An 18,524-nucleotide genomic window follows, 5' to 3' on the forward strand; every position below is an offset into this window, starting at 1 on the left:
CATGAAATCGGTCATTGTGGTCGGAGCCGGTATATGGGGGTCGTCACTGGCGTTGCGGCTGGCCGAAACCGGCTGGCAGGTGACCCTGGTCGAACAGCACAAGCCCGGACACGTCCGGCAGGCCAGCGCGGGGGAGACGCGGCTCCTGCGCTGCGCGCACGGCGCCGACGACTGGTACGCGCGGCTGGCCTGGGAGGCGCGGGAGGGCTGGCGGCGGCTGGGCGAGCGGGCCGGCGAGGAGCTGTTCCTGGAGTCGGGCATGGTGTGGTTCGCGGCCCGGCCGGACGGGTGGGAGCACGCCAGCGCCCAAGTACTGAAAAATCTGGATATCCCGGTTGAGGTGCTCGACCCGGAGGACGGGCGGCGGTTCTTCCCCGACTACCGCGGCGACGACCTGAGCTTCCTGCTCCGGGAGCCGCACGCGGGCGTGCTCAGGGCGCGGCGGGCGACGCAGGTGACCGCCGGGCTGGCCCTGGCGGCCGGCGTCCGGCTGGTCAGGGGACGGGCGGCGCCCGTGCCGGGGCTGAGCGCGGTCGAGGTGGACGGCGAGGTGCGGCGGGCCGACCGCGTCGTGTGGGCGTGCGGCGCCTGGCTGCCCGGCCTGTTCGCCGTGCCGGTCACGGTGACCAGGCAGGACACGGTGCACTTCGCCGCGCCCGCCGCGTGGTCGTCCCCCGAGACGCCTGCCTGGGTGGACCACGGCTCCTCGGCCTACGGCCACGGCGACGTGGACGGGGTCGGCATGAAGGCCACCTCCGACGCCGAAGGGCAGCCGTACGAGCCGGAGGAGGGCAGCCGGGTGGTGGACCCGTCCGCGGTCGGGCAGGCCCGCGACTACCTGCGGCGCAGGTTCCCCTCGCTGGCTGACGCGCCGGTGCTGTTCAGCCAGGTCTGCCAGTACGCGCTCACCCCCGACGCCGAGTGGATCATCGCCGAGGACGCGCCCGGCGTGTGGCTGCTCGGCGGCGACTCGGGCCACGGGTTCAAGCACGCCCCGGCCCTGGCCGCGTACGTCGCCGCGATCCTGGACGGCGAGCGCGTCCCCGAGCCGCGCTTCGGGCTCGGCCACGAGCGCGCGGTCGCCCGCGGCCTGCGCACGAGCGGAGACCTCGGGGTAGGGCCCGCCTCACCGGAACTCGGGGGACGACGGGCATGATCGGCGCGGGCGCGCGGATCAGACTTTCCCTGTAGCCGACACGACAGGGAGCCCGCCATGACCACCGCCCTCGCCTCGCAGACCGCCGAACCCCGTACCCCCCAGCCGCCGCCCGTCGTGCACGCCGCCGCGCTGCTGTGGATGTCCGCCGTCGCGGCGGGGGCGTTCGAGACCGTGCTGGCCGTCGGCAGGGAGCTCTACGAGGGCACCTCGGGCGTCCTGGACCTGCTGCCCGGCGCCGGTCTGCGGGTGGCCGTCTTCGCCGCGGCGGTCTTCATGGCGCTGCGGATGCGCGCGGGGCAGAACTGGGCCAGGCTCACGCTGGCCGTCGGGCTCGGCGTGTTCGGCACGTTGTCGCTGGTCGTGGGGCCGATCCAGTGGCTGCTGCACGGCGGCTCGATCGCCGAGGCGGCCGCCGGGGCCGACCTGGTGACCTGGCTCTTCACGATCAGCCGGGTGCTGCACGTGACGGCCGTGCTCGGGGCCGTCACGCTGATGTTCCAGCCGAGGGCCAACGCCTGGTTCCGCTCAGAGTGAGACCGGCTCGGGCTCCGGCTCGGGGGCGCGCAGGTTGCGCACCCCCGGCGCGGCCAGCGCGGCGAGCGTGGACAGCACGACGAGGGCGGCGCAGCCGAGCAGCGCCCCCTCGGTGCCGAAGGCCACCGCCGCCGGCGCGGCCAGCATCAGCCCGATCGGCCCGAACATCAGTGACCCGAGCGCGTCGTACGAGCTGACCCGCGACAACGACTCCGCCGGGATCTCGCGCTGCATCGTCGTCTGCCACAGCACGCCGAAGACGTCGAAGCACACGCCCAGCACGAACGCCCCCGCTACGATCGCCCACAGCGGCGCGTCCAGCCCGAGCAGCACGTACGGCAGCGCGGTCGGCAGGCACAACAGCGTACCGAGCAGGATCGGCCGGCGCGGGCGCAGCCGCAACGACACCAGCACCCCGGCGATCGTCCCGACCGCCTCGCCCGCCAGGAAGGCCGACCAGGCCGCCGGCCCGCCCAGAGTCTCCTTGGCCATCAGCGGCCCGAGCACGCCGTGCCCGGCCTGGATCGCCATCACCAGCACCGAGAACTGGGCGACCACCACCCAGATCCACTGCCGCGAGCTGAACTCCCGCCACCCGTGGCGCAGGTCCGCCAGCACCGAGTGCCGCTCCGCCGCCGCACGCTCGGCGAGGGTCGGGCGCAGCAGCGCGATCAGCACGCCGGCCAGCGCGAACATCGCGCCGCTGACCAGCAGGGCCCAGCCGCCGCCGAACAACAGCACCGTGCCGCCGCTCAGCACCACCCCGGCCACGCGCGAGGCGTTCGCGCCGAGGCCGAGCAGCGCGTTGCCGGCCTGCAGCCGGTCGGCGGGCACGACCTCGGGGATGATGCCGGTGAGCGCCGGGAACATGATCGCCGTGCCCACGCCGCAGGCCGCCGCCGCGACGCTCATCACGGGCAGCGGCGCCCAGCCGGTCAGCATCATCGCCGCCAGCGCGAAGTAGCCCAGCGCCGTGAGCAGCTCGCCGGCCATCATCACCCGCTGCCGCGGCAACCGGTCCGCGATCACCCCGCCGATCAGCATGAACACGATCATGGGCAGTGACTCGGCGGTGAGCACCACCGACAACGTCGTGGCGTCGGCGCCCGGCAGGTCGAGGATGCCGAAGGCGAGCGCCACGGGTGCGAAGGCGCTGCCGAGCATGGAGATTGTCCGCGCGGACAACAACAGGGCGAACTTGCGGTCGCGGAGCAGCCCGAGGTCGCGTAGGTAGCTGTGCACTGGGCCGGTCCCCTCGAAAACGGTCAAATCTGTCCCAGTCTGCCGTTTCTGTCGGCGCGTTGTCGTCCCAATATTTGTCACGGAGGTGACAGGGCCGGTCGCGAAAAGTGCGGGCGTCGGGCAAGAATCGCGCCCGGTTCTCGCGTAGTTTCCAGGCATGCCTGAGGCGCAGGTCGATCGCACGCCCCGCCGGGTGGAGGGCGGGCCCGAGGGGGCGCGGGTGGAAGCGGCGCGCACCGGGTGGGTCAGGGTGGTGCGGGGACGTACGCGGGTGGTGCGGGAGAACCCGGACGGCTCGGGCTGGCATTGGGCGGAAGAGGACGGATGATCCGCCCCAACGCCTCGCCAGGGCTCGACTGTGATGCCTACTGCCCGTCGAGAACCGCGTGAGGACCGCCGTGGATCTCATTGAAGGTTGTTGATCGTCCAGATATTGTGCTATCTGCCCACGATCGCCCCCCATGGGAGTAAAGGCGCCATGCGACTGCGGAAGATCTTCGTCATCGGACTGGCCCTGTCGTTGCTCGGCGTCGGAGTTCCCGCCTGGTCGCAGGACGATCCACGGGGCTGCAACGACCTGATGTCCGCCGACACCCCGGCGTACGTCGTCTGCCGCTGGCTGGCCACTCCCGAGGAGGCCGCCGACATCGCCCGGTTCTGGCTGGACAACGACGGCAAGAACATGATCGACTCCGGCCCGATGCGCGAGATCGTGGTCGACTGCTCCGAGCCGGGCAACGAGTGCGCGACCGACTCCGAGGGCGACGGCGAGATGCACGACGTCGACTCCCCGGACGTCGACGGCGCCGAGGACGGCGGCACCCCCGACCAGTGCCCGGACGGCCAGAAGTGCCACGTCGACCCCGACGAGATCTCCGCCGCCGCCAAGTCGGCCGCCGCCGAGAGCCCGGCGGGCCAGGCCGTGAAGAGCGCGGTCCAGGCCGGCCTGCGGACCTGGATCGAGACCGAGCTGGCCGACGACTACAAGGCGGGCAAGCTGGCCGAGGCCGCCAAGAAGGTCGCCGCCCTGGCCGCGCAGCCCGGGGTCGCCGGGATCAGGTTCACCTCGCAGCTCGGCTACAACCAGACCTTCGCCACGGCCGAGGAGCTGGACAAGTTCGTCACCGAGGCCACGACCGCGCTGCGCAACCTCGTGCCGGGCAAGAAGCTGGCGGCGCACACGGTGGTCCCGCTGTTCGGCTGCGGCGCCAACGACGCCTGCAAGGCCGAGATGACCAAGAAGTACCCGCTGCTCGACCCCGCCCGCATCGGCGCCTGGCTCTCCGGCGGCCAGATCGACCAGCTGACCCTGGACACCGGCCACCTGGCCACCGAGTACGCCACCTGGAAGATCGACGCCGCCGAGGCCCAGCGCAACCAGTGGATCCAGGTCCGCGCCCGCGCCTGGGACGCCTACGCCCAGATCGCCGCCGAGGACGCCGGGTTCACCGCCGCCGGCACCTCCAAGCTCACCGCCGAGCAGGCCACCCAGGCCATCACCGACCGCATCGCCGCCCCGCTCCAGGCCGACGCCGCCGAGACCGTCGTCCTGTGGAGCCGCTGGCAGGACGCGCAGGGCCAGGTCAACCGGGTGTACGGCGAGAAGTGGGCGGCCAACGCCACCTGGGACCAGCTCAAGAAGCTCGGCACCGTGCGCCCGAGGCTGGCCACCGTCTACGACTACAGCAGCCCCGAGGCCGACGTCGCCACGGACATCAAGAACCTGTCCGAGGTCTTCGGCCAGGTCTACCTGCACACCGCCTGACGGGAGCCGCCCGGTCCCGGCCGGTCCCCGCCGAGCGCGGCGGGCCGGTCACGACTGGGCGGCGATGAGGGCCTGGCGGGCCCTGAGCACGATCTCCAGCTCGAACCGGATGTCGGGGTCGGCGAGCTGGTCGCCGTAGAGCTCTTCGAGCTGCCGCAGCCGGTAGCGCACGGTCTGCGGATGCACGTGCAGCCGGGCGGCCACCTCGCCGGCGCCCCGGCCGTGCCGCAACCAGGCGAGCAGCGTCTCGGCCAGCCGGTCCTGCTGGGCGGGCCGCAGGTGGGCCAGCGGCGCGAGGCGGGCCTGCGCCATGGCGCCGACCAGCTCCTCGTCCTTGAAGACCACGAGCGTGGCCATGTGGTCGGCGCAGCGCAGGAGCCCGCGCGGCAGCACGCCGCGCCGGGACAGCTCCAGCGCCTCGCGCGCCCACCTCAGGGACGTCGCCGCCGCGGCCAGCGGCACCGCCGGGCCGATCGTGGCACGGTGGCCGCGCAGCGCGTGGTCGAGCAGCTGCGCCTGCCCTGGCCCGTCCGGATCGGGCACCAGCAGGCACGGCGCGGGCCGCTCCAGCCCGCCGAGCACGTCGGGCGGCAGCGCGGGGGCCCGGTACGTCCCGTGCCGGTCGTCGAGCGCCACGCCCGCCACGGTCCTCGGCAGCCGCCAACCGGCGGCCCTGGCCAGGTCGGCGATGGCCTCGGGGGCGGCGGGCGGCCGGCTGAGCAGCAGGTCGAGCAGGCGGTTGCGGCGGCGTTCGAGCTCGCCGGCGGCGTGCGCCCTGGCCTCGTCGTAGCCCGCGGCGGCGGCGTCGGCGAGCTGGTCGAGGCAGACGAAGATGGCCTCGCCCAGGTCGTACAGGGTCTGCGAGGTGAGGCCGAGCGGGTCGGCGATCTCCGTCAGCCGCCGCCAGCAGACGCGGGCGCCGAGCCGCATGGCCGTCTGCAGCGGCTCCAGGTTGCGGCCCTCGGCCGCCTCGCCCTTGCCGATCATGCGGAACGGCTCGGGGTCGAAGGGGGCGCCCGGGTTCTCGATGCGGTCGAGGAATCCGTCGATGGCCTCCTCGACCGCCATCTTCACGACTTTGATGTAGATCTCGTCGGCCGGTCTGGCGTACTCGGGGATCCGGGTCTGGATCTCCTCGATCACCTCGGCGGAGACCCGTCCGATGCCCGCCTTGAGCGTTCTCACGATGTCCGCGGGGAGCCGGGTTTCGCTGATGTCACTCTTGATGGCCATCGTCCCTCCTGTCGCCATTGTGGCTCAGGCGACAAGAGTTTGCCTAGCAAGAGCTTGTTTCTGTCATTTCTGCAGGAATGCGCCGAACTCGTCCACGTCAATCAGGCCGTCGCCGTCCTTGTCCAGTTTCCGCACGCCTTCCTGGGCGGCGTCCAGCGTGATGGGCTGGCCGAGGATCTCCATCAGGCGGACGAGTTCGACGGCGGAGATGCGGCCGTCCTTGTCGACGTCGATGAGGTCGAAGGTGATGGCGTGGTCGCTCATAGGGGGTGCCTTTCCTGTGTTACCGGTGCGTCGGGTCAGACCTTAGTGGCGACTTCCCGAAACGCACCGATGAATTCGGGCGGCTCGCCGGAAATGCGGCCTTTCCTGGAGTCAGACCGTGGCGGCGGCCCGTTTCAGGGCCTCGACGAAGGCGGTGACGTGGGGACGGGCGTCCTCGCGGCGCCAGGCGATGGCGAGCCGGCCCGGCTGGAGACCCGTCACCGGACGGAAGACCATGCCAGGACGCTTGTAGAGCGCCGCGTTCCCCTCGGCCACCAGGACGACGCCCAGACCGCTGGTCACGGCCTCGAACACCTCCTCGGGCGTGTTCGCCGTGACGCCGACGACCGGGTCGTCGTCCCGGGCGTCGCGGGCGAGCCAGAAGTCGCGCAGCGGGCCGGCCGCGGCGGGCAGCGCGATGAACGGCTCGTCCCGCAGCTCGGCGAACGGGACCTCGGCCATGCCGGCCAGCCGGTGACCGGCCGGCATCGCCACCCCCCGTTCCTCGGTGACCAGCACGTACGTCTCCAGCCCCGGCGGCACCGGCAGCCAGATGAACGCCACGTCGGAGGAGCCGTCGGCGAGGCCGCCGCTCGGGTCGTCCCAGCCCACGAGCCGGAGCGACACCTCCCACCCCGGCCGGGCCTGCCGGAACAGCCGCAGCGCCTCCTGCTGCAACCCGCGGCCGACGGCCGTCTGCATCCCGATGACCAGCGTCCCGGCGGGGGCGGCGGCGCGTGCCGTCTCCACCCCGGCGGCCCAGCGTCCGAGCAGTTCGCGGGCCACCGGCAGCAGCGCCGCGCCCTGCCGGGTCAGCGTCACGCCGCCGTGCACCCTTTCCAGCAGCGCGAACCCGAGCTGCCGCTCCAGCACCCTGAGCTGCTTGGACAGGGCCGGCTGCGAGACGAAGAGCCGCTCGGCGGCGCGGGTCACGTTCAGCTCCTCGGCCACCGCGACGAAGTAGCGGAGCTCCCGCAGGTGCACGTCCATAACCGATGGTTATAGCAAAGGGTCTTGGACGCCGGGCGCCCCCCGGCGGCACGATCATCGTCATGAAGACACGCGAACTCGGAACACTGCAGGTCCCCGCGCTCGGTTTCGGCGCGATGGTGCTCTCGCCCGGTGTGTACGGCGACATCGATGACACCCGTGCCGAGAAGGCGTTGCGGGCGGCCCTGGACGGCGGCGCCGGCCACATCGACACCAGCGACGCCTACGGGGTGGACGGCCACAACGAGCGCCTGGTCGGCCGCGCACTCAAGGGACGTCCCCGCGACGAGGTCGTGGTGGCCACCAAGTTCGGCCTGGCGATCCCGGACGGCGAGCCCAGCCGCCCGTACCCGGTCGGGTACGCGTTCAACGAACTGCGGGTGAACGCCGACCCGCGCCTGGTCCGCCGCTACGCCGAGCGCAGCCTGCGCAACCTGGACACCGACACGATCGACCTGTACTACCTGCACTACCCGGACCCCGGCGTCCCGCTGGAGGAGACGGTCGGCGCCATGGCGGACCTGGTGCGCGACGGCCTGATCAGGCACATCGGCCTGTCGAACGTGACGGCGGCCCAGCTCAGGGCCGCGCACGCCGTCCATCCGGTGACGGCCGTGCAGAACGAGTGGTCGATGTGGCGGCCGGTGGAGCCGGACCTGCCGGCCACGGCCCGCGAGCTCGGCGTCGGCCTGGTGGCCTGGAGCCCGCTGGGCAACGGCTTCCTGACCGGCACGGTCCAGCGGCTGGAGGAAGGCGACTTCCGCCACAACGCGCCCCGGTTCTCGGCGGAGAACCTGGCCGGCAACAACGACAGGTACGCCCCCATCCGCACCCTGGCCACCAACCTCGGCATCACCCCCGCCCAGCTGGCCCTGTCCTGGCTGCTGCACCAGGACGAGCACGTGGTGGCGATCCCGGGCAGCCGCACGCCCGCCCACATCGAGGAGAACCTGGCCGCCGCCGACCTCACCCTGCACCCGGACACCCTGCACAGGATCGACGAGGCGCTGGGCAGGTTCGACGTGTCCGGCGGCACCCTTCTGTGAACGCCGGGCCGTCGCTCCACAGCGTCGCCCGGACGGCGCACAGGGCCGCGCCCACGAGCAGGACCGCGACCGCCGCGACGACCCGCAGGAGCCCGTCGGCCGAGGACGGCGCGGCGAAGGCGACCGGACCCGCGACCGGCAGAATCCGCTGCAGTCCCGGCGGATACCGGGTCCAGCTCAGGCTGAGCGCGCCGAATCCCAGCGCGTACGGGACGAAGGCCGGCCCCGCCCACAGCGGCGAGTACCCCAGCGCGGTCTGGAGGTGCAGCGTGAGGATGAGCAGGAAGACGGTGTAGCAGCCCATGACGATCCAGCACGCCGCCAGCCCCGGTCTCACCCCGCGCGGCCGTACCGACGCCAGGTCCAGCAGCGGGTGCCGGGCCCTGGTCTCGTGCCGGACGAACACCACCGACAGCGCGGCGCCGCAGGCCGGCGAGATCCACACCCAGAGCGGCCGGCCGAGGTCGCGGCCGAAGATCAGCGGGCCGGTGATCGCGGCCATGGCCGCGGTCAGGATCGCCACGCCGCCCGGGTCCAGGCGCGTCCGCGCGGCCACGGACGAGGGCTGCAGCAGGCGCGGCCCCAGGGCCAGCGAGATCACGCCGATCGGGATGTTGATCAGGAACACCGGCCGCCAGGACAGGCCCAGGAGGTCGGCGCTGACGACCAGCCCGCCGACGACCTGCCCCAGCGCGACGCCCAGGGCGAGCACCATGCTGTACAGACCGATCGCCCGGCGGCGGGCGTCGCCCGCCCAGTGCGTCTGGACGAGCGCGAAGATCTGCGGGGTGAGCAGCGCCGCCCCGACGGCCTGCGCGACGCGCGCGAGCACCAGCACGCTGACGTCGGGGGCCAGCCCGCACAGCAGCGAGGCGCCGGTGAACCAGCCCAGCCCGAGCAGGAACGCGCGTCGCTGCCCGACGAGGTCGCCGATCCGCGCGCAGGTGACCAGGAGCACGCCGACGGTCAGCAGGTAGCCCGACACGACGAGCTGGATCGCCGTGCCGCCGGCGTCGAGGTCCTGGCGGATGGTCTGCGCGGCGACCGACACGATCGAGCCGTCCATGGAGGCCATGACCTGGCCGGCGAGCAGCACGGCGAGCATCGGGCCACGGCGCACGCCCGTCACCGGGGGCGAAACGGGAGAGATCACCCGCCCGGCATCGGCCGTCCGCCCCTGCCCGGTCTTGAAGAAACTTGCAGGCCCGGTGGGGTCATCGGGTTGTCGCGTCGAATCCGGCCGCCAGGCCGAAGGCCGCGAAGATCTCGGGCCCCTGGAACACCGAGTTCCGGCTGATGCCCTCGGCGGTGACGGTGAAGATCTGGAGCGTGTGGGGCTCGTACCGGTCGCCGGCGCGCCGGAAGGCGCCGAACCCGGGCTGGCCGTTGGCCGTGACCGCCTCCAGCCGCCAGTCGGTGCCGGCCGCCTCGAAGACCCAGTCCATGAACAGGCCGTAGTTGCCGCGACCGGCGAACCAGTTGAGCATCGGCGGCATCTCCATGACGACGTCCTCGGTGAGCAGCCGTTTGAGCTCCTCGACGTCGGCGTGCTCGAAGGCCCGCATGTAGCGGTCGACCCAGGCGCGCTGTTCGGCCAGCGGCGGCTCGCCGAGCGGTTCCCGCCGGACGCCGGCCTCCTTCACCCGGGCACGCGCCCGCTGCAGGGAGCTGTTCACCGACACGACGGTGGTGCCGAGGATCTCCGCCGACTCCGACGCGGAGAAGCTCAGCACGTCCCGCAGGATCAGCGCGCCGCGCTGGCGCGCCGACAGGTGTTGCAGGGCGGCGGCGAACGCCAGGCGCAGGCCGCTGCGTTCGACCACGGCGCCGGCCGGGTCGCCCGCGTCCAGCATCGAGTCCGGCAGGGGCTGGAGCCAGGCCAGGTTCTCCCCCTGGACGAGCGGCGCCTGCGGGTCGGACGCGGCCACCAGCCCCGACGGCAGCGGCCGGCGCCCCCGGACCTCCAAGGCCGTCAGGCAGGCGTTGGTCGCGATCCGGTAGAGCCAGGTGCGCAGGGAGCTGCGTGTCCCGTCGTACTGCTCCCGCGCCCGCCACGCCCGCAGGTACGTGTCCTGGACCAGGTCCTCGGCGTCGTGCGGCGAGCCGAGCATCCGGTAGCAGTACGCCAGCAGCTCCTTGCGGAACGGCTCGATCCGGCGATCGAAGCCCTCTTGTCCCGGCGTCACCGCGTCCACGCCCTTTTCCTGCCTTCCGCCGGCCTACGGGTACGTCAGCCTGCCACGACGGCCGGGCTGTTGTGGTAGGCCGCGAGCAGCCAGGCGCCGTCCCGCTTCTCCAGCACCCAGGTCGCGTACACCATACGCTCGGCGGGCACCTCGGTCTCGCCGGGGAACCTGACGCCGGTCTCGCTCACCGCGATCGCGGCGCTCTCGCCCAGGAAACGGATGCTCTCCAGCCTGTCGGCGGTCGTGCTGCCCTTGAGATAGGACGCGAAGCCCTCGGCCATCTTCCGGCGCACCTCCTCCTTCGACCGGCGCACGCTGCCGGGCATGATCGCGGTGGCGTCCTCGGTGTAGTCGGTGACGAAGGTGTCGGCGTCGCCGTCGGCCCATGCCTGGTAGAGGCGCTCAAGGACGCTCTTGATGGCGGCCACGTCGTGCGCTCGGGTCTCGGTCATGGCTGTTCTCTCCTCATCGCTGGTGACAGGTTCACGGATACGTACCGGCGGGGCCGCCGGAACTCATCGCGCCGGGGCGGAGAACTTTCGAGCGGTTGCGGTTCGGGTCACGAACTATTATGGTTCGTAATACGAACAAGCTGTTGTCCCGACAGGAGATGTGCACCATGAGCCGTACTGTGGCGATCATCGGTGGTGGTTACGGCGGCGCGGCGGCCGCCAAGGCGCTGGACGAGCACGCGGACGTCGTGCTGATCGAGCCCAAGGACGCCTTCGTCCAGAACGCCGCGTCCATGCGGGCCCTCGCCCAGCCGGAATGGGCCGGGAAGATGTTCTTCCCCTACGACCGGTTGATGCAGCGTGGCCGGATCGTCCGGGAGCGGGCGGTCTCGGTGGACTCGCGGGGTGTGCTGCTGGCGTCCGGGGAACGGGTGGAGGCCGACTACCTCGTGCTGGCCACCGGGTCGGGGTACCCCTTCCCGTTCAAGTTCGAGGACGACCTGGCCGGGCAGGCGCGGGAGCGCATCCACGCCGTCCACGGGGAGCTGGCGGGGGCCGGGCGGGTGCTGATCGCCGGGGCCGGGCCGGTCGGGCTGGAGCTGGCCGGGGAGATCAAGGCGGTGTGGCCGGACAAGCGGGTCACGATCGTCGACCACGGCACGGAGCTGCTGCCGGCGTTCGAGCCGCAGGTGCGCGCCGACCTGCATCGCCAGCTCGCCGAGCTGGGGGTGGAGCTGCTGCTCGGCACCACCCTGGAGGCCGAGCCGCCCGTCGAGCCGGGGCGGGCCGAGCCGTTCACCGTCGGGTCCACGGCGGGTGAGCTGTCGGCCGACATCTGGTTCCGCGCGTACGGCGTGCGCGTCCAGACCGGCTACCTCGGCGGTGACCTCGGCGACGCGCGCACGCCCCGCGGCCACGTACGGGTGACCGAACGGCTCAACGTCGAGGGGCACGAGCACGTCTACGCGATCGGCGACATCACCGACCTGGCGGAGGCCAAGATGGCCGGGAACGCCATGCAGCACGCCGAGGTCGTGGCCGCGAACATCATCGCCCAGCTGCGCGGCGAGCAGCCCTCGTCGGTGTACCAGCCCTCGCCGCTGCCGTTCGTGCTGCTGCCGCTGGGGGCCGGCGGAGGCGTCGGCCAGCTGCCCTCGCCCGACGGGCCGATCGTGCTGCCGGCCGAGTCGGTGGCCGACTACAAGGGCAAGGACCTGTTCACCGGACGGTTCGCGGAGCTGTTCGGGCTCGCCGCCGAGCCGGCACCGGCCGGGGTGTGACCGCGGGCGGCGGTCAGGGGGTGTCGGCGCGCTCGATGAAGACCGTCGGGGCGTTGTTGTCCCGCACCAGGCGGGAGAGCAGGTCGGCGAGGGTGGCGCGCTCGGCCTCGTCGAGCCCGGACGGAAGCTCGTCGATGCGCCGGCAGGCCTCGGTGTAGAACTCGTCGGCGAGCTTGGCGCCCTCCTCGGTCAGCGTGACCTGGACGGCGCGCCGGTCGGCGGGGTTGGGCTCGCGGCGGACCATGCCGCGCTGCGCGGTGCGGTCGACCAGCTCGGTGAGGCTGGACTTGGCCAGGCGCAACATCGCGCCCAGCTCGCTCATCCCGTACGGCTGGGCCATCAGCACGCACAGGAGCTGGCCCTGCTGGGAGGTCAGCCCGTACGCGCGGGCGGACTCGGCGTAGACGGCGTTGACCAGGAAGGTCGAGCGCACCAGGGCGGAGACGACTCCCAGCTGCTCCTCGGGCTTGGCCATGAGATCAGCCTAACATCAGTTCGGCTACCGAACTATTGGCCGGGGGCGGGAACCGAGGGGCGATCCGCACGGCTGCCTGGGTTCGGCGATGCTCCCCGTAGCCCGAGGTCACGGGATGAGAACCGGACGCAAACTACCAAAAGGACATTTCTTCTGGACGGGTGGGTAGCAGGGCCGCCATGCGACTGACGTACACCTCCGACGTCTGGTGGAAGAACGCCGTCGTGTACTGCCTGGACGTGGAGACGTTCAAGGACGGTAACGGCGACGGTGTGGGCGACTTCCGCGGCTTGACCCAGCAGATCGACTACCTTGCGGGTCTCGGCGTGACCTGCCTCTGGTTGATGCCGTTCTTCCCCACCCCCAACCGGGACGACGGTTACGACATCACCGACTTCTACAGCATCGATCCCCGGCTGGGGACCCTGGGCGACTTCGTGGAGTTCATGCGGACCGCCAACGACCGGGGCCTGCGGGTGATCGCGGACCTGGTCGTCAACCACACCTCGGACCAGCACCCCTGGTTCAAGGAGTCGCGCAGGAGCAAGGACTCGCCGATGCGCGACTGGTACGTCTGGTCCGACGCCCCCGAGCCCGACGACCCGAAACAGGTGGTCTTCCCCGACAAGGAGGACTCCATCTGGCAGTACGACAAGGGCAGCGGCCAGTACTACCTGCACAGCTTCTACCGTCACCAGCCTGATCTGAACGTCGGCAACCCCGAGGTCAGGGACGAGATCACCCGCATCCTCGGCTTCTGGATGGAGCTCGGGCTGTCGGGCTTCCGCGTGGACGCGGTGCCGTTCCTCATCGAGAACGTCAACCCCAAGCTGGCCAACCCGCACGAGTTCCTGGCCGACCTGCGAGCCTTCATGACCAGGCGCAAGGGCGGCTCGATCCTGCTGGGCGAGGTCAACCTGCCCTACAAGGAATTACTGCGGTACTTCGGTGAAGGGCTCGGTGACCAGATCACCATGTGCTTCGACTTCATCGGCATGCAGAACAGCTGGCTCTCCTTCGCCCGTAACAACGCCCGCCCCCTGATGGACGCCCTGCAGGAACGCCCCCGGGCCCCCAAGGACTGTCAATGGGCGATGTTCCTCCGCAACCACGACGAACTGACCCTCGACAAGCTCACCGACGAGGAACGACAAGAGATCTTCGAGGCGTTCGGCCCCCGTAAGGACATGCAGATCTTCGGCCGCGGGCTGCGCCGGCGGCTGCCCACGATGTTCGGCGGCGACCTGCGGCGCATCAAGATGGCCTACAGCCTGCTGTTCTCCCTTCCCGGGACGCCCGTGATCTTCTACGGCGAGGAGATCGGCATGGGGGAGAACCTGGACGAGGAAGGGCGGATGGCCGTCCGCATCCCCATGCAGTGGTCCGAGGACGGCGGCTTCAGCCAGAAGGAGGAGACGGTCCGCGAGATCCCCGACGGCGCCTTCGCGCCCGACCGGGTCAACGTGGCCGACCAGAAACGCGACACCGACTCGCTGCTGCGCTGGTTCCAGCTCCTCATCGAGCGGTACCGCGAGTGCCCTGAGCTGGCGTGGGGACAGTACACGGTGCTGGACACCGGCGACGACGCGATCTTCTCGCACCGCTGCGACGCCGACGGCGCGACGGTCGTGGTCGCCCACAACCTGTGCGACACGGCCAAGGACGTCGATCTGCGGCTGGACGGCCTGGAGAACTGCGACCTCACGGACCTGCTGGTGGACGGCACGATCAAGGTGTCGGCCGACGGCACGGCCAAGCTTGCGCTGGGACCGCACGGCTGCCGCTGGCTGCGCGCCTCACCCCCCGAACTGCCCCCGGAGGACGCGGGCGTCATGTCGCAATGAGGTCGCACGGCCGCGCGGCCGAAGCCTGCATGGGCCGCGCGGCCGAGGCTTTTGTGAGCCGGACGGCCGCGCGGCTTTCGTGCGGTCGTCAGCGCGGGGGCGGCGGGTAGGCCGCCATGGCGAGTTCGGCGACCCCTAGCAGGCCGGCGTAGGAGGCGCCGTCGCGTGACTGCGTGGACATGCCCTGGATCACCGACGCGAAGAAGGTGGCCAGGGCTTCGGTGTCGGTGCCGGGGGCCAGCCGGCCGGCCGCCACGTCGTCGTCCACGCGCTTCCTGATCGCCGCCTTCGCCGCCTCCCTGAACCCCCGCAACAACTCCTCCACGTCGGCGGACTCCGGCCCGCAGTTGACCGCGGCGGTGATGATCAGGCAGCCGGGCGGGTGGTCCGCGTTCGTGTACTCGGCGGCCGACTCGCGCAGCACGCGTTCGACGGCCCGCCGGCCGGTGGGCTCCTCGGCGAGCGCCCTGGTGGTGAACGCGCCGTGGGTGAGCTGGTAGCGGCGCACCGCCTCCTCGAACAGCCGCCGTTTGTCGCCGAAGGCCGCGTACAGGCTGGGGGGCCTGATGCCCATCGCGGCGGTCAGCGCCGCGATGGAGGTCGCCTCGTAGCCGTGCTCCCAGAACGCGCGCAGCGCGCTCTCCAGCGCCGCGTCCCTGTCGAATGCCCGCTGCCTCGCCATGCGCCCATTCTATAGCGATCGCTATGTTATGCTTTCTGTATCGATCGCTACAGAAAGGATTCGAGCGATGAGGACTGCCCTGGTGACCGGCGCCGGGAGAGGCATCGGCCGGGCCATCGCGCTGCGGCTGGCCAAGGACGGGTTCCGCGTGATCGTGAACTACGCCAGGGACGCCGCCGCGGCCGAGGAGGTCGTCGGGCTGATCGGCGCGAACGCCGTGGCCGTGCGGGCCGACCTGGGCGTGCCCGAGGAGGTGGAGCGGCTCGCCCGCCGGGTGGCCGAGGAGACCGACGTGCTCGACGTGCTGGTCAACAACGCCGGCATCGGCCTGTCCAAGCCGCTCGCGCAGGAGACGGAGGAGGGCTACGACCGGGTGTTCGCGGTCAACGTCAAGGGCCTGTTCTTCCTCACCCGGCAGGTGTTGCCGTTGATCCCCGACGGCGGCCGCATCGTGAACATCACCTCCGGCGTGGCCCGCATCGCCTTCCCCGAGGGCATCGCGTACGCGATGACCAAGGGCGCGGTGCAGGTGTTCACGCTGGCCCTGGCCAAGGAGCTGGGGCCGCGCGGCATCACGGTCAACAACGTCGCGCCCGGCATCATCGACACCGACGTCAACGCGGGCTGGCTGGGCGACCCCGAGGCCCGCGCGTACGCGGCGAGCAGGCACGCGCTCAACCGCATCGGCGAGCCCGGCGAGATCGCGGACGTGGTCGCCTTCGCCGCCTCGCCCGGAGCGAGCTTCATCACCGGCACCACCCTCGACGCCACCGGCGGCGGAAACCTCTAGGAGACACCTCATGCCCACGGTCATCCACGACGGCGGACACGTGCGCTTCAACCGGGCGGGCAGCGGCCCCGGCCTGGTCATGGTGCACGGCACCGGCGGCGACGCCGCCACCAACTACGGCCACCTCGTCCAGAACTTCACCGACATCCGCACGGTGATCACCCCCGACTACGCGGGCAGCGGCGAGACCGCCGACCCCGGCGGCGACCTCACGCTCGACCTGCTGATCGAGCAGGTCGCGGCGACCTTCCCCGAGGGTGGCCCGTCCGACCTGGTCGGCTTCTCGCTGGGCGCGGTCGTGGCGGCGGGGGTCGCGGCCCGGTATCCCGAGCGGGTCAGGCGGCTGGTGCTGATCGCGGGCTGGACGCACGCAGACGACCCCCGGCTCCGGCTCGGCCTGCGGACCTGGGCCCGGCTGGCGGTCACCGACCCCGAGAGCTTCGCGGCGTACGGCCCGCTGGTCGGCTTCAGCCCGGCCTTCGTGAGCGGCCTGGGCGAGGACGGACTGACGGCCATGATGGCCGGCGACCCGCCCCCCGGCACGGTACGCCAGATCGAGCTGGACCTCAGGACCGACATCAGGGACCTGCTCCCGAGCATCACCGCCCCCACGCTGGTCGTCGGCTGCACGCAGGACCACCTCGTGCCGGTCGGGCACGCCCGCGCCCTGCACGCCGCGCTGCCCGGCAGCCGTTACGCCGAGTTGGACAGTGGGCATGTGGTGCTACACGAACGTCCCGAAGAGGTGACAGCCCTGATCCGCGATTTCGTAACCAACGAGTAATTTGTCCTGGTTACCCTCCAGGCACATGCAGACCAAGAAGCTCGCCGCCACAGGGGCCGCCGCGCTGACCGCGCTGGCCCTGGTGGCGCTCCCCGCCCACGCGAGCGGGGACAAGAGCGTCACCGTCACCGTGATGGGGACGTCGGACATCCACAGCAACGCCCTCAACTGGGACTACTTCAAGGACGCCGCCTACGCCGACAAGCAGGGCAACACCATCGGCCTGGCCCAGGTGTCGTCGCTGGTCAACAAGGTCAGGGCCGAGCGCGGGGCGGACCACACGCTGCTGTTCGACTCGGGTGACACGATCCAGGGCACGCCTCTGGCCTACTACTACGCCAAGGTCGAGCCGATCACCGAGACCGGGCAGACCCACCCGATGGCCAAGGCCATGAACGCCATCGGGTACGACGCCGTCACCCTCGGGAACCACGAGTTCAACTACGGTCTGCCGCTGCTGGCCACCTGGATCAGGCAGATGCGGGCGCCGGTGCTGGGCGCCAACGCCGTGCACGCCGGGAGCGGGCTGCCGGCGTACCGGCCGTTCGTGATCAAGACCATGAAGGTCAAGGGCGACAAGCCGATCAGGGTCGGCGTGCTCGGCCTGACCAACCCGGGCGTGGCCATCTGGGACAAGGCGAACGTCGAGGGCAAGCTGCGCTTCACCGACCTGGTCGAGTCGGCCAGGAAGTGGGTGCCGGTCATCCGCGGCCTCGGCGCGGACGTGGTCGTGGTGACCGCGCACGCGGGCGACAGCGGCATGTCGTCCTACGGCACCGACCTGCCCGTGGAGAACGCCTCGGCGATGGTCGCCGAGCAGGTGCCGGGCATCGACGCGGTGCTGTTCGGGCACGCGCACAACGAGGTCGCCCAGCGCTTCGTGACGAACAAGGCCACCGGGCAGCAGGTGCTGCTCACCGAGCCGGGCAAGTGGGGCCAGCGCCTGTCGCGGCTCGACTTCACCCTCACCAAGCAGCGCGGGAAGTGGGTCGTCACCGGCAAGAGCTCGGCCACGCTCAACACCAACACGGTGACGGCGGACCCGAAGATCGTCTCGCTGCTCAAGCCGCAGCACGACATCACGGTCGGCTACGTCAACAAGGTCGTCGCCAAGTCGGCCGAGGAGCTGTCGGCGGCCGAGTCGCCGTACAAGGACACGCCGATCCTCGACTACATCCAGCAGGTGCAGACCGAGACGGTGAAGGCCGCCCTGCCGGGCAACACGCTGCCGGTGTTGTCGATCGCCGCGCCGTTCAGCCGCACCGCCGTCTTCCCCGCCGGTGACGTGCGGGTCAGGGACGTGGCCGGGCTCTACGTCTACGACAACACGCTGCTGGCGATCAAGCTGACCGGCGCCCAGATCAAGGACTACCTGGAGTACTCGGCCCGGTACTTCAACCAGCTCAACCCGGGCGACCCGGTGGACGTCACCAAGCTGACCAACGCCGGCAACACCCCGGACTACAACTACGACCAGCTCTCGGGCGTCTCCTACGACATCGACGTGGCCAAGCCCGCCGGGCAGCGCATCGCCAACCTCACCTTCGAGGGCGCGCCGATCCCGGCCGGCAAGGAGTTCGTGGTCGCGATCAACAACTACCGCCAGTCGGGCGGCGGCGGCTTCCCGCACGTCACCACCGCTCCCGTGCTGTACAACGCGCAGGTGGAGATCCGCCAGGCGCTGATCGAGTACGCCACCGCCAAGGGCACGATCAACCCCGCCGACTTCGCCGCCGCCAACTGGCGGCTGACCCGCGACGGGGCTCCGCTGTTCTGACCTGACGCCAGGCGGGTGCTC

At 71.4% G+C, this 18,524-nt stretch carries 19 protein-coding genes; 10 read left to right on the forward strand and 9 right to left on the reverse strand.

The genetic code is table 11. The annotated features are described in order from the left end of the window. Position 1 precedes the first annotated feature (1 nt). The gene (locus tag ABZ444_RS22495; RefSeq protein ID WP_357999979.1) at positions 2-1,156 is read left to right on the forward strand and encodes an FAD-dependent oxidoreductase; all 1,155 of its coding nucleotides are present in this window, start codon (positions 2-4) and stop codon (positions 1,154-1,156) included. Positions 1,157-1,213: 57 nt separating this feature from the next. Then, positions 1,214-1,693: a hypothetical protein gene (locus tag ABZ444_RS22500; RefSeq protein WP_357999982.1), complete on the forward strand. Its 480-nt coding sequence runs from the start codon at positions 1,214-1,216 to the stop codon at positions 1,691-1,693. Here ABZ444_RS22500 and ABZ444_RS22505 read toward each other — a convergent pair. Further along, a complete protein-coding gene (locus ABZ444_RS22505; protein ID WP_357999985.1) occupies positions 1,685-2,935 on the reverse strand; it encodes an MFS transporter in 1,251 nt (416 codons plus the stop codon). The two genes, ABZ444_RS22500 and ABZ444_RS22505, sit on opposite strands and share 9 nt — an antisense overlap. Positions 2,936-3,092: 157 nt before the next feature. On the opposite strand from ABZ444_RS22505, the gene ABZ444_RS22510 reads away from it, so the two are divergent. Together ABZ444_RS22510 and ABZ444_RS22515 are read left to right on the forward strand one after the other, a co-directional pair. Beyond that, entirely contained in the window at positions 3,093-3,263 is a 171-nt protein-coding gene (locus tag ABZ444_RS22510; RefSeq protein ID WP_357999987.1) for a hypothetical protein, read from the forward strand. Between the two features lie 150 nt (positions 3,264-3,413). After that, entirely contained in the window at positions 3,414-4,700 is a 1,287-nt protein-coding gene (locus tag ABZ444_RS22515) for a hypothetical protein (RefSeq protein ID WP_357999990.1), read from the forward strand. A gap of 48 nt (positions 4,701-4,748) precedes the next feature. On the opposite strand, the gene ABZ444_RS22520 is transcribed toward ABZ444_RS22515, so the two are convergent. The 3 genes from ABZ444_RS22520 to ABZ444_RS22530 form a co-directional block, all read right to left on the reverse strand. After that, complete coding sequence (locus tag ABZ444_RS22520; RefSeq protein ID WP_357999993.1) at positions 4,749-5,933, reverse strand: helix-turn-helix domain-containing protein; 1,185 nt, start codon at positions 5,931-5,933, stop codon at positions 4,749-4,751. 63 nt (positions 5,934-5,996) lie between these two features. Next, complete coding sequence (locus ABZ444_RS22525) at positions 5,997-6,197, reverse strand: EF-hand domain-containing protein (RefSeq protein WP_352324961.1); 201 nt, start codon at positions 6,195-6,197, stop codon at positions 5,997-5,999. 111 nt (positions 6,198-6,308) lie between these two features. Beyond that, the gene (locus ABZ444_RS22530) at positions 6,309-7,187 is read right to left on the reverse strand and encodes a LysR family transcriptional regulator (RefSeq protein WP_357999997.1); all 879 of its coding nucleotides are present in this window, start codon (positions 7,185-7,187) and stop codon (positions 6,309-6,311) included. Between the two features lie 62 nt (positions 7,188-7,249). Between ABZ444_RS22530 and ABZ444_RS22535 the strand changes: the two genes are divergently transcribed. Then, the gene (locus ABZ444_RS22535; protein WP_358000000.1) at positions 7,250-8,233 is read left to right on the forward strand and encodes an aldo/keto reductase; all 984 of its coding nucleotides are present in this window, start codon (positions 7,250-7,252) and stop codon (positions 8,231-8,233) included. On the opposite strand, the gene ABZ444_RS22540 is transcribed toward ABZ444_RS22535, so the two are convergent. From ABZ444_RS22540 to ABZ444_RS22550, 3 genes are all read right to left on the reverse strand, one after another. After that, entirely contained in the window at positions 8,154-9,353 is a 1,200-nt protein-coding gene (locus ABZ444_RS22540; RefSeq protein WP_358000003.1) for an MFS transporter, read from the reverse strand. The genes ABZ444_RS22535 and ABZ444_RS22540 overlap by 80 nt on opposite strands. Before the next feature lie 94 nt (positions 9,354-9,447). Beyond that, positions 9,448-10,428: a sigma-70 family RNA polymerase sigma factor gene (locus ABZ444_RS22545; RefSeq protein WP_358000006.1), complete on the reverse strand. Its 981-nt coding sequence runs from the start codon at positions 10,426-10,428 to the stop codon at positions 9,448-9,450. 35 nt (positions 10,429-10,463) lie between these two features. Then, the gene (locus ABZ444_RS22550) at positions 10,464-10,871 is read right to left on the reverse strand and encodes an SgcJ/EcaC family oxidoreductase (RefSeq protein WP_358000009.1); all 408 of its coding nucleotides are present in this window, start codon (positions 10,869-10,871) and stop codon (positions 10,464-10,466) included. Positions 10,872-11,038: 167 nt separating this feature from the next. On the opposite strand from ABZ444_RS22550, the gene ABZ444_RS22555 reads away from it, so the two are divergent. Beyond that, positions 11,039-12,151, forward strand: coding sequence for an FAD-dependent oxidoreductase (locus ABZ444_RS22555; RefSeq protein ID WP_358000012.1), 1,113 nt, complete (start codon positions 11,039-11,041; stop codon positions 12,149-12,151). A 13-nt stretch (positions 12,152-12,164) separates the two neighbouring features. Here ABZ444_RS22555 and ABZ444_RS22560 read toward each other — a convergent pair whose 3' ends face one another. Continuing rightward, positions 12,165-12,626 carry a MarR family transcriptional regulator gene (locus ABZ444_RS22560; protein ID WP_358000015.1) on the reverse strand — a complete coding sequence of 154 codons (462 nt, stop codon included), beginning with the start codon at positions 12,624-12,626 and terminating at the stop codon, positions 12,165-12,167. A gap of 179 nt (positions 12,627-12,805) precedes the next feature. Between ABZ444_RS22560 and ABZ444_RS22565 the strand changes: the two genes are divergently transcribed. Beyond that, on the forward strand, positions 12,806-14,470 hold the full coding sequence (locus tag ABZ444_RS22565; RefSeq protein WP_358000018.1) for an alpha-amylase family protein: 1,665 nt from the start codon (positions 12,806-12,808) through the stop codon (positions 14,468-14,470). Between the two features lie 88 nt (positions 14,471-14,558). Here the strand turns inward: ABZ444_RS22565 and ABZ444_RS22570 are convergent, their stop codons facing one another. After that, positions 14,559-15,152 (reverse strand): TetR/AcrR family transcriptional regulator, encoded by a 594-nt coding sequence (locus ABZ444_RS22570; RefSeq protein WP_358000021.1) that lies wholly within the window; start codon positions 15,150-15,152, stop codon positions 14,559-14,561. A 67-nt stretch (positions 15,153-15,219) separates the two neighbouring features. On the opposite strand from ABZ444_RS22570, the gene ABZ444_RS22575 reads away from it, so the two are divergent. From ABZ444_RS22575 to ABZ444_RS22585, 3 genes are read left to right on the forward strand one after another with little or no spacing between them, the layout of a single operon-like run. Beyond that, positions 15,220-15,942 (forward strand): SDR family oxidoreductase, encoded by a 723-nt coding sequence (locus tag ABZ444_RS22575; RefSeq protein ID WP_358000023.1) that lies wholly within the window; start codon positions 15,220-15,222, stop codon positions 15,940-15,942. Between the two features lie 10 nt (positions 15,943-15,952). After that, positions 15,953-16,726, forward strand: coding sequence for an alpha/beta hydrolase (locus ABZ444_RS22580; RefSeq protein ID WP_358000026.1), 774 nt, complete (start codon positions 15,953-15,955; stop codon positions 16,724-16,726). 25 nt (positions 16,727-16,751) lie between these two features. Further along, complete coding sequence (locus ABZ444_RS22585) at positions 16,752-18,503, forward strand: 5'-nucleotidase C-terminal domain-containing protein (protein WP_358000028.1); 1,752 nt, start codon at positions 16,752-16,754, stop codon at positions 18,501-18,503. Positions 18,504-18,524: the final 21 nt, after the last annotated feature.

It is taken from the genome of Nonomuraea sp. NPDC005730, from assembly GCF_040630865.1.
Taxonomy (GTDB): domain Bacteria; phylum Actinomycetota; class Actinomycetes; order Streptosporangiales; family Streptosporangiaceae; genus Nonomuraea.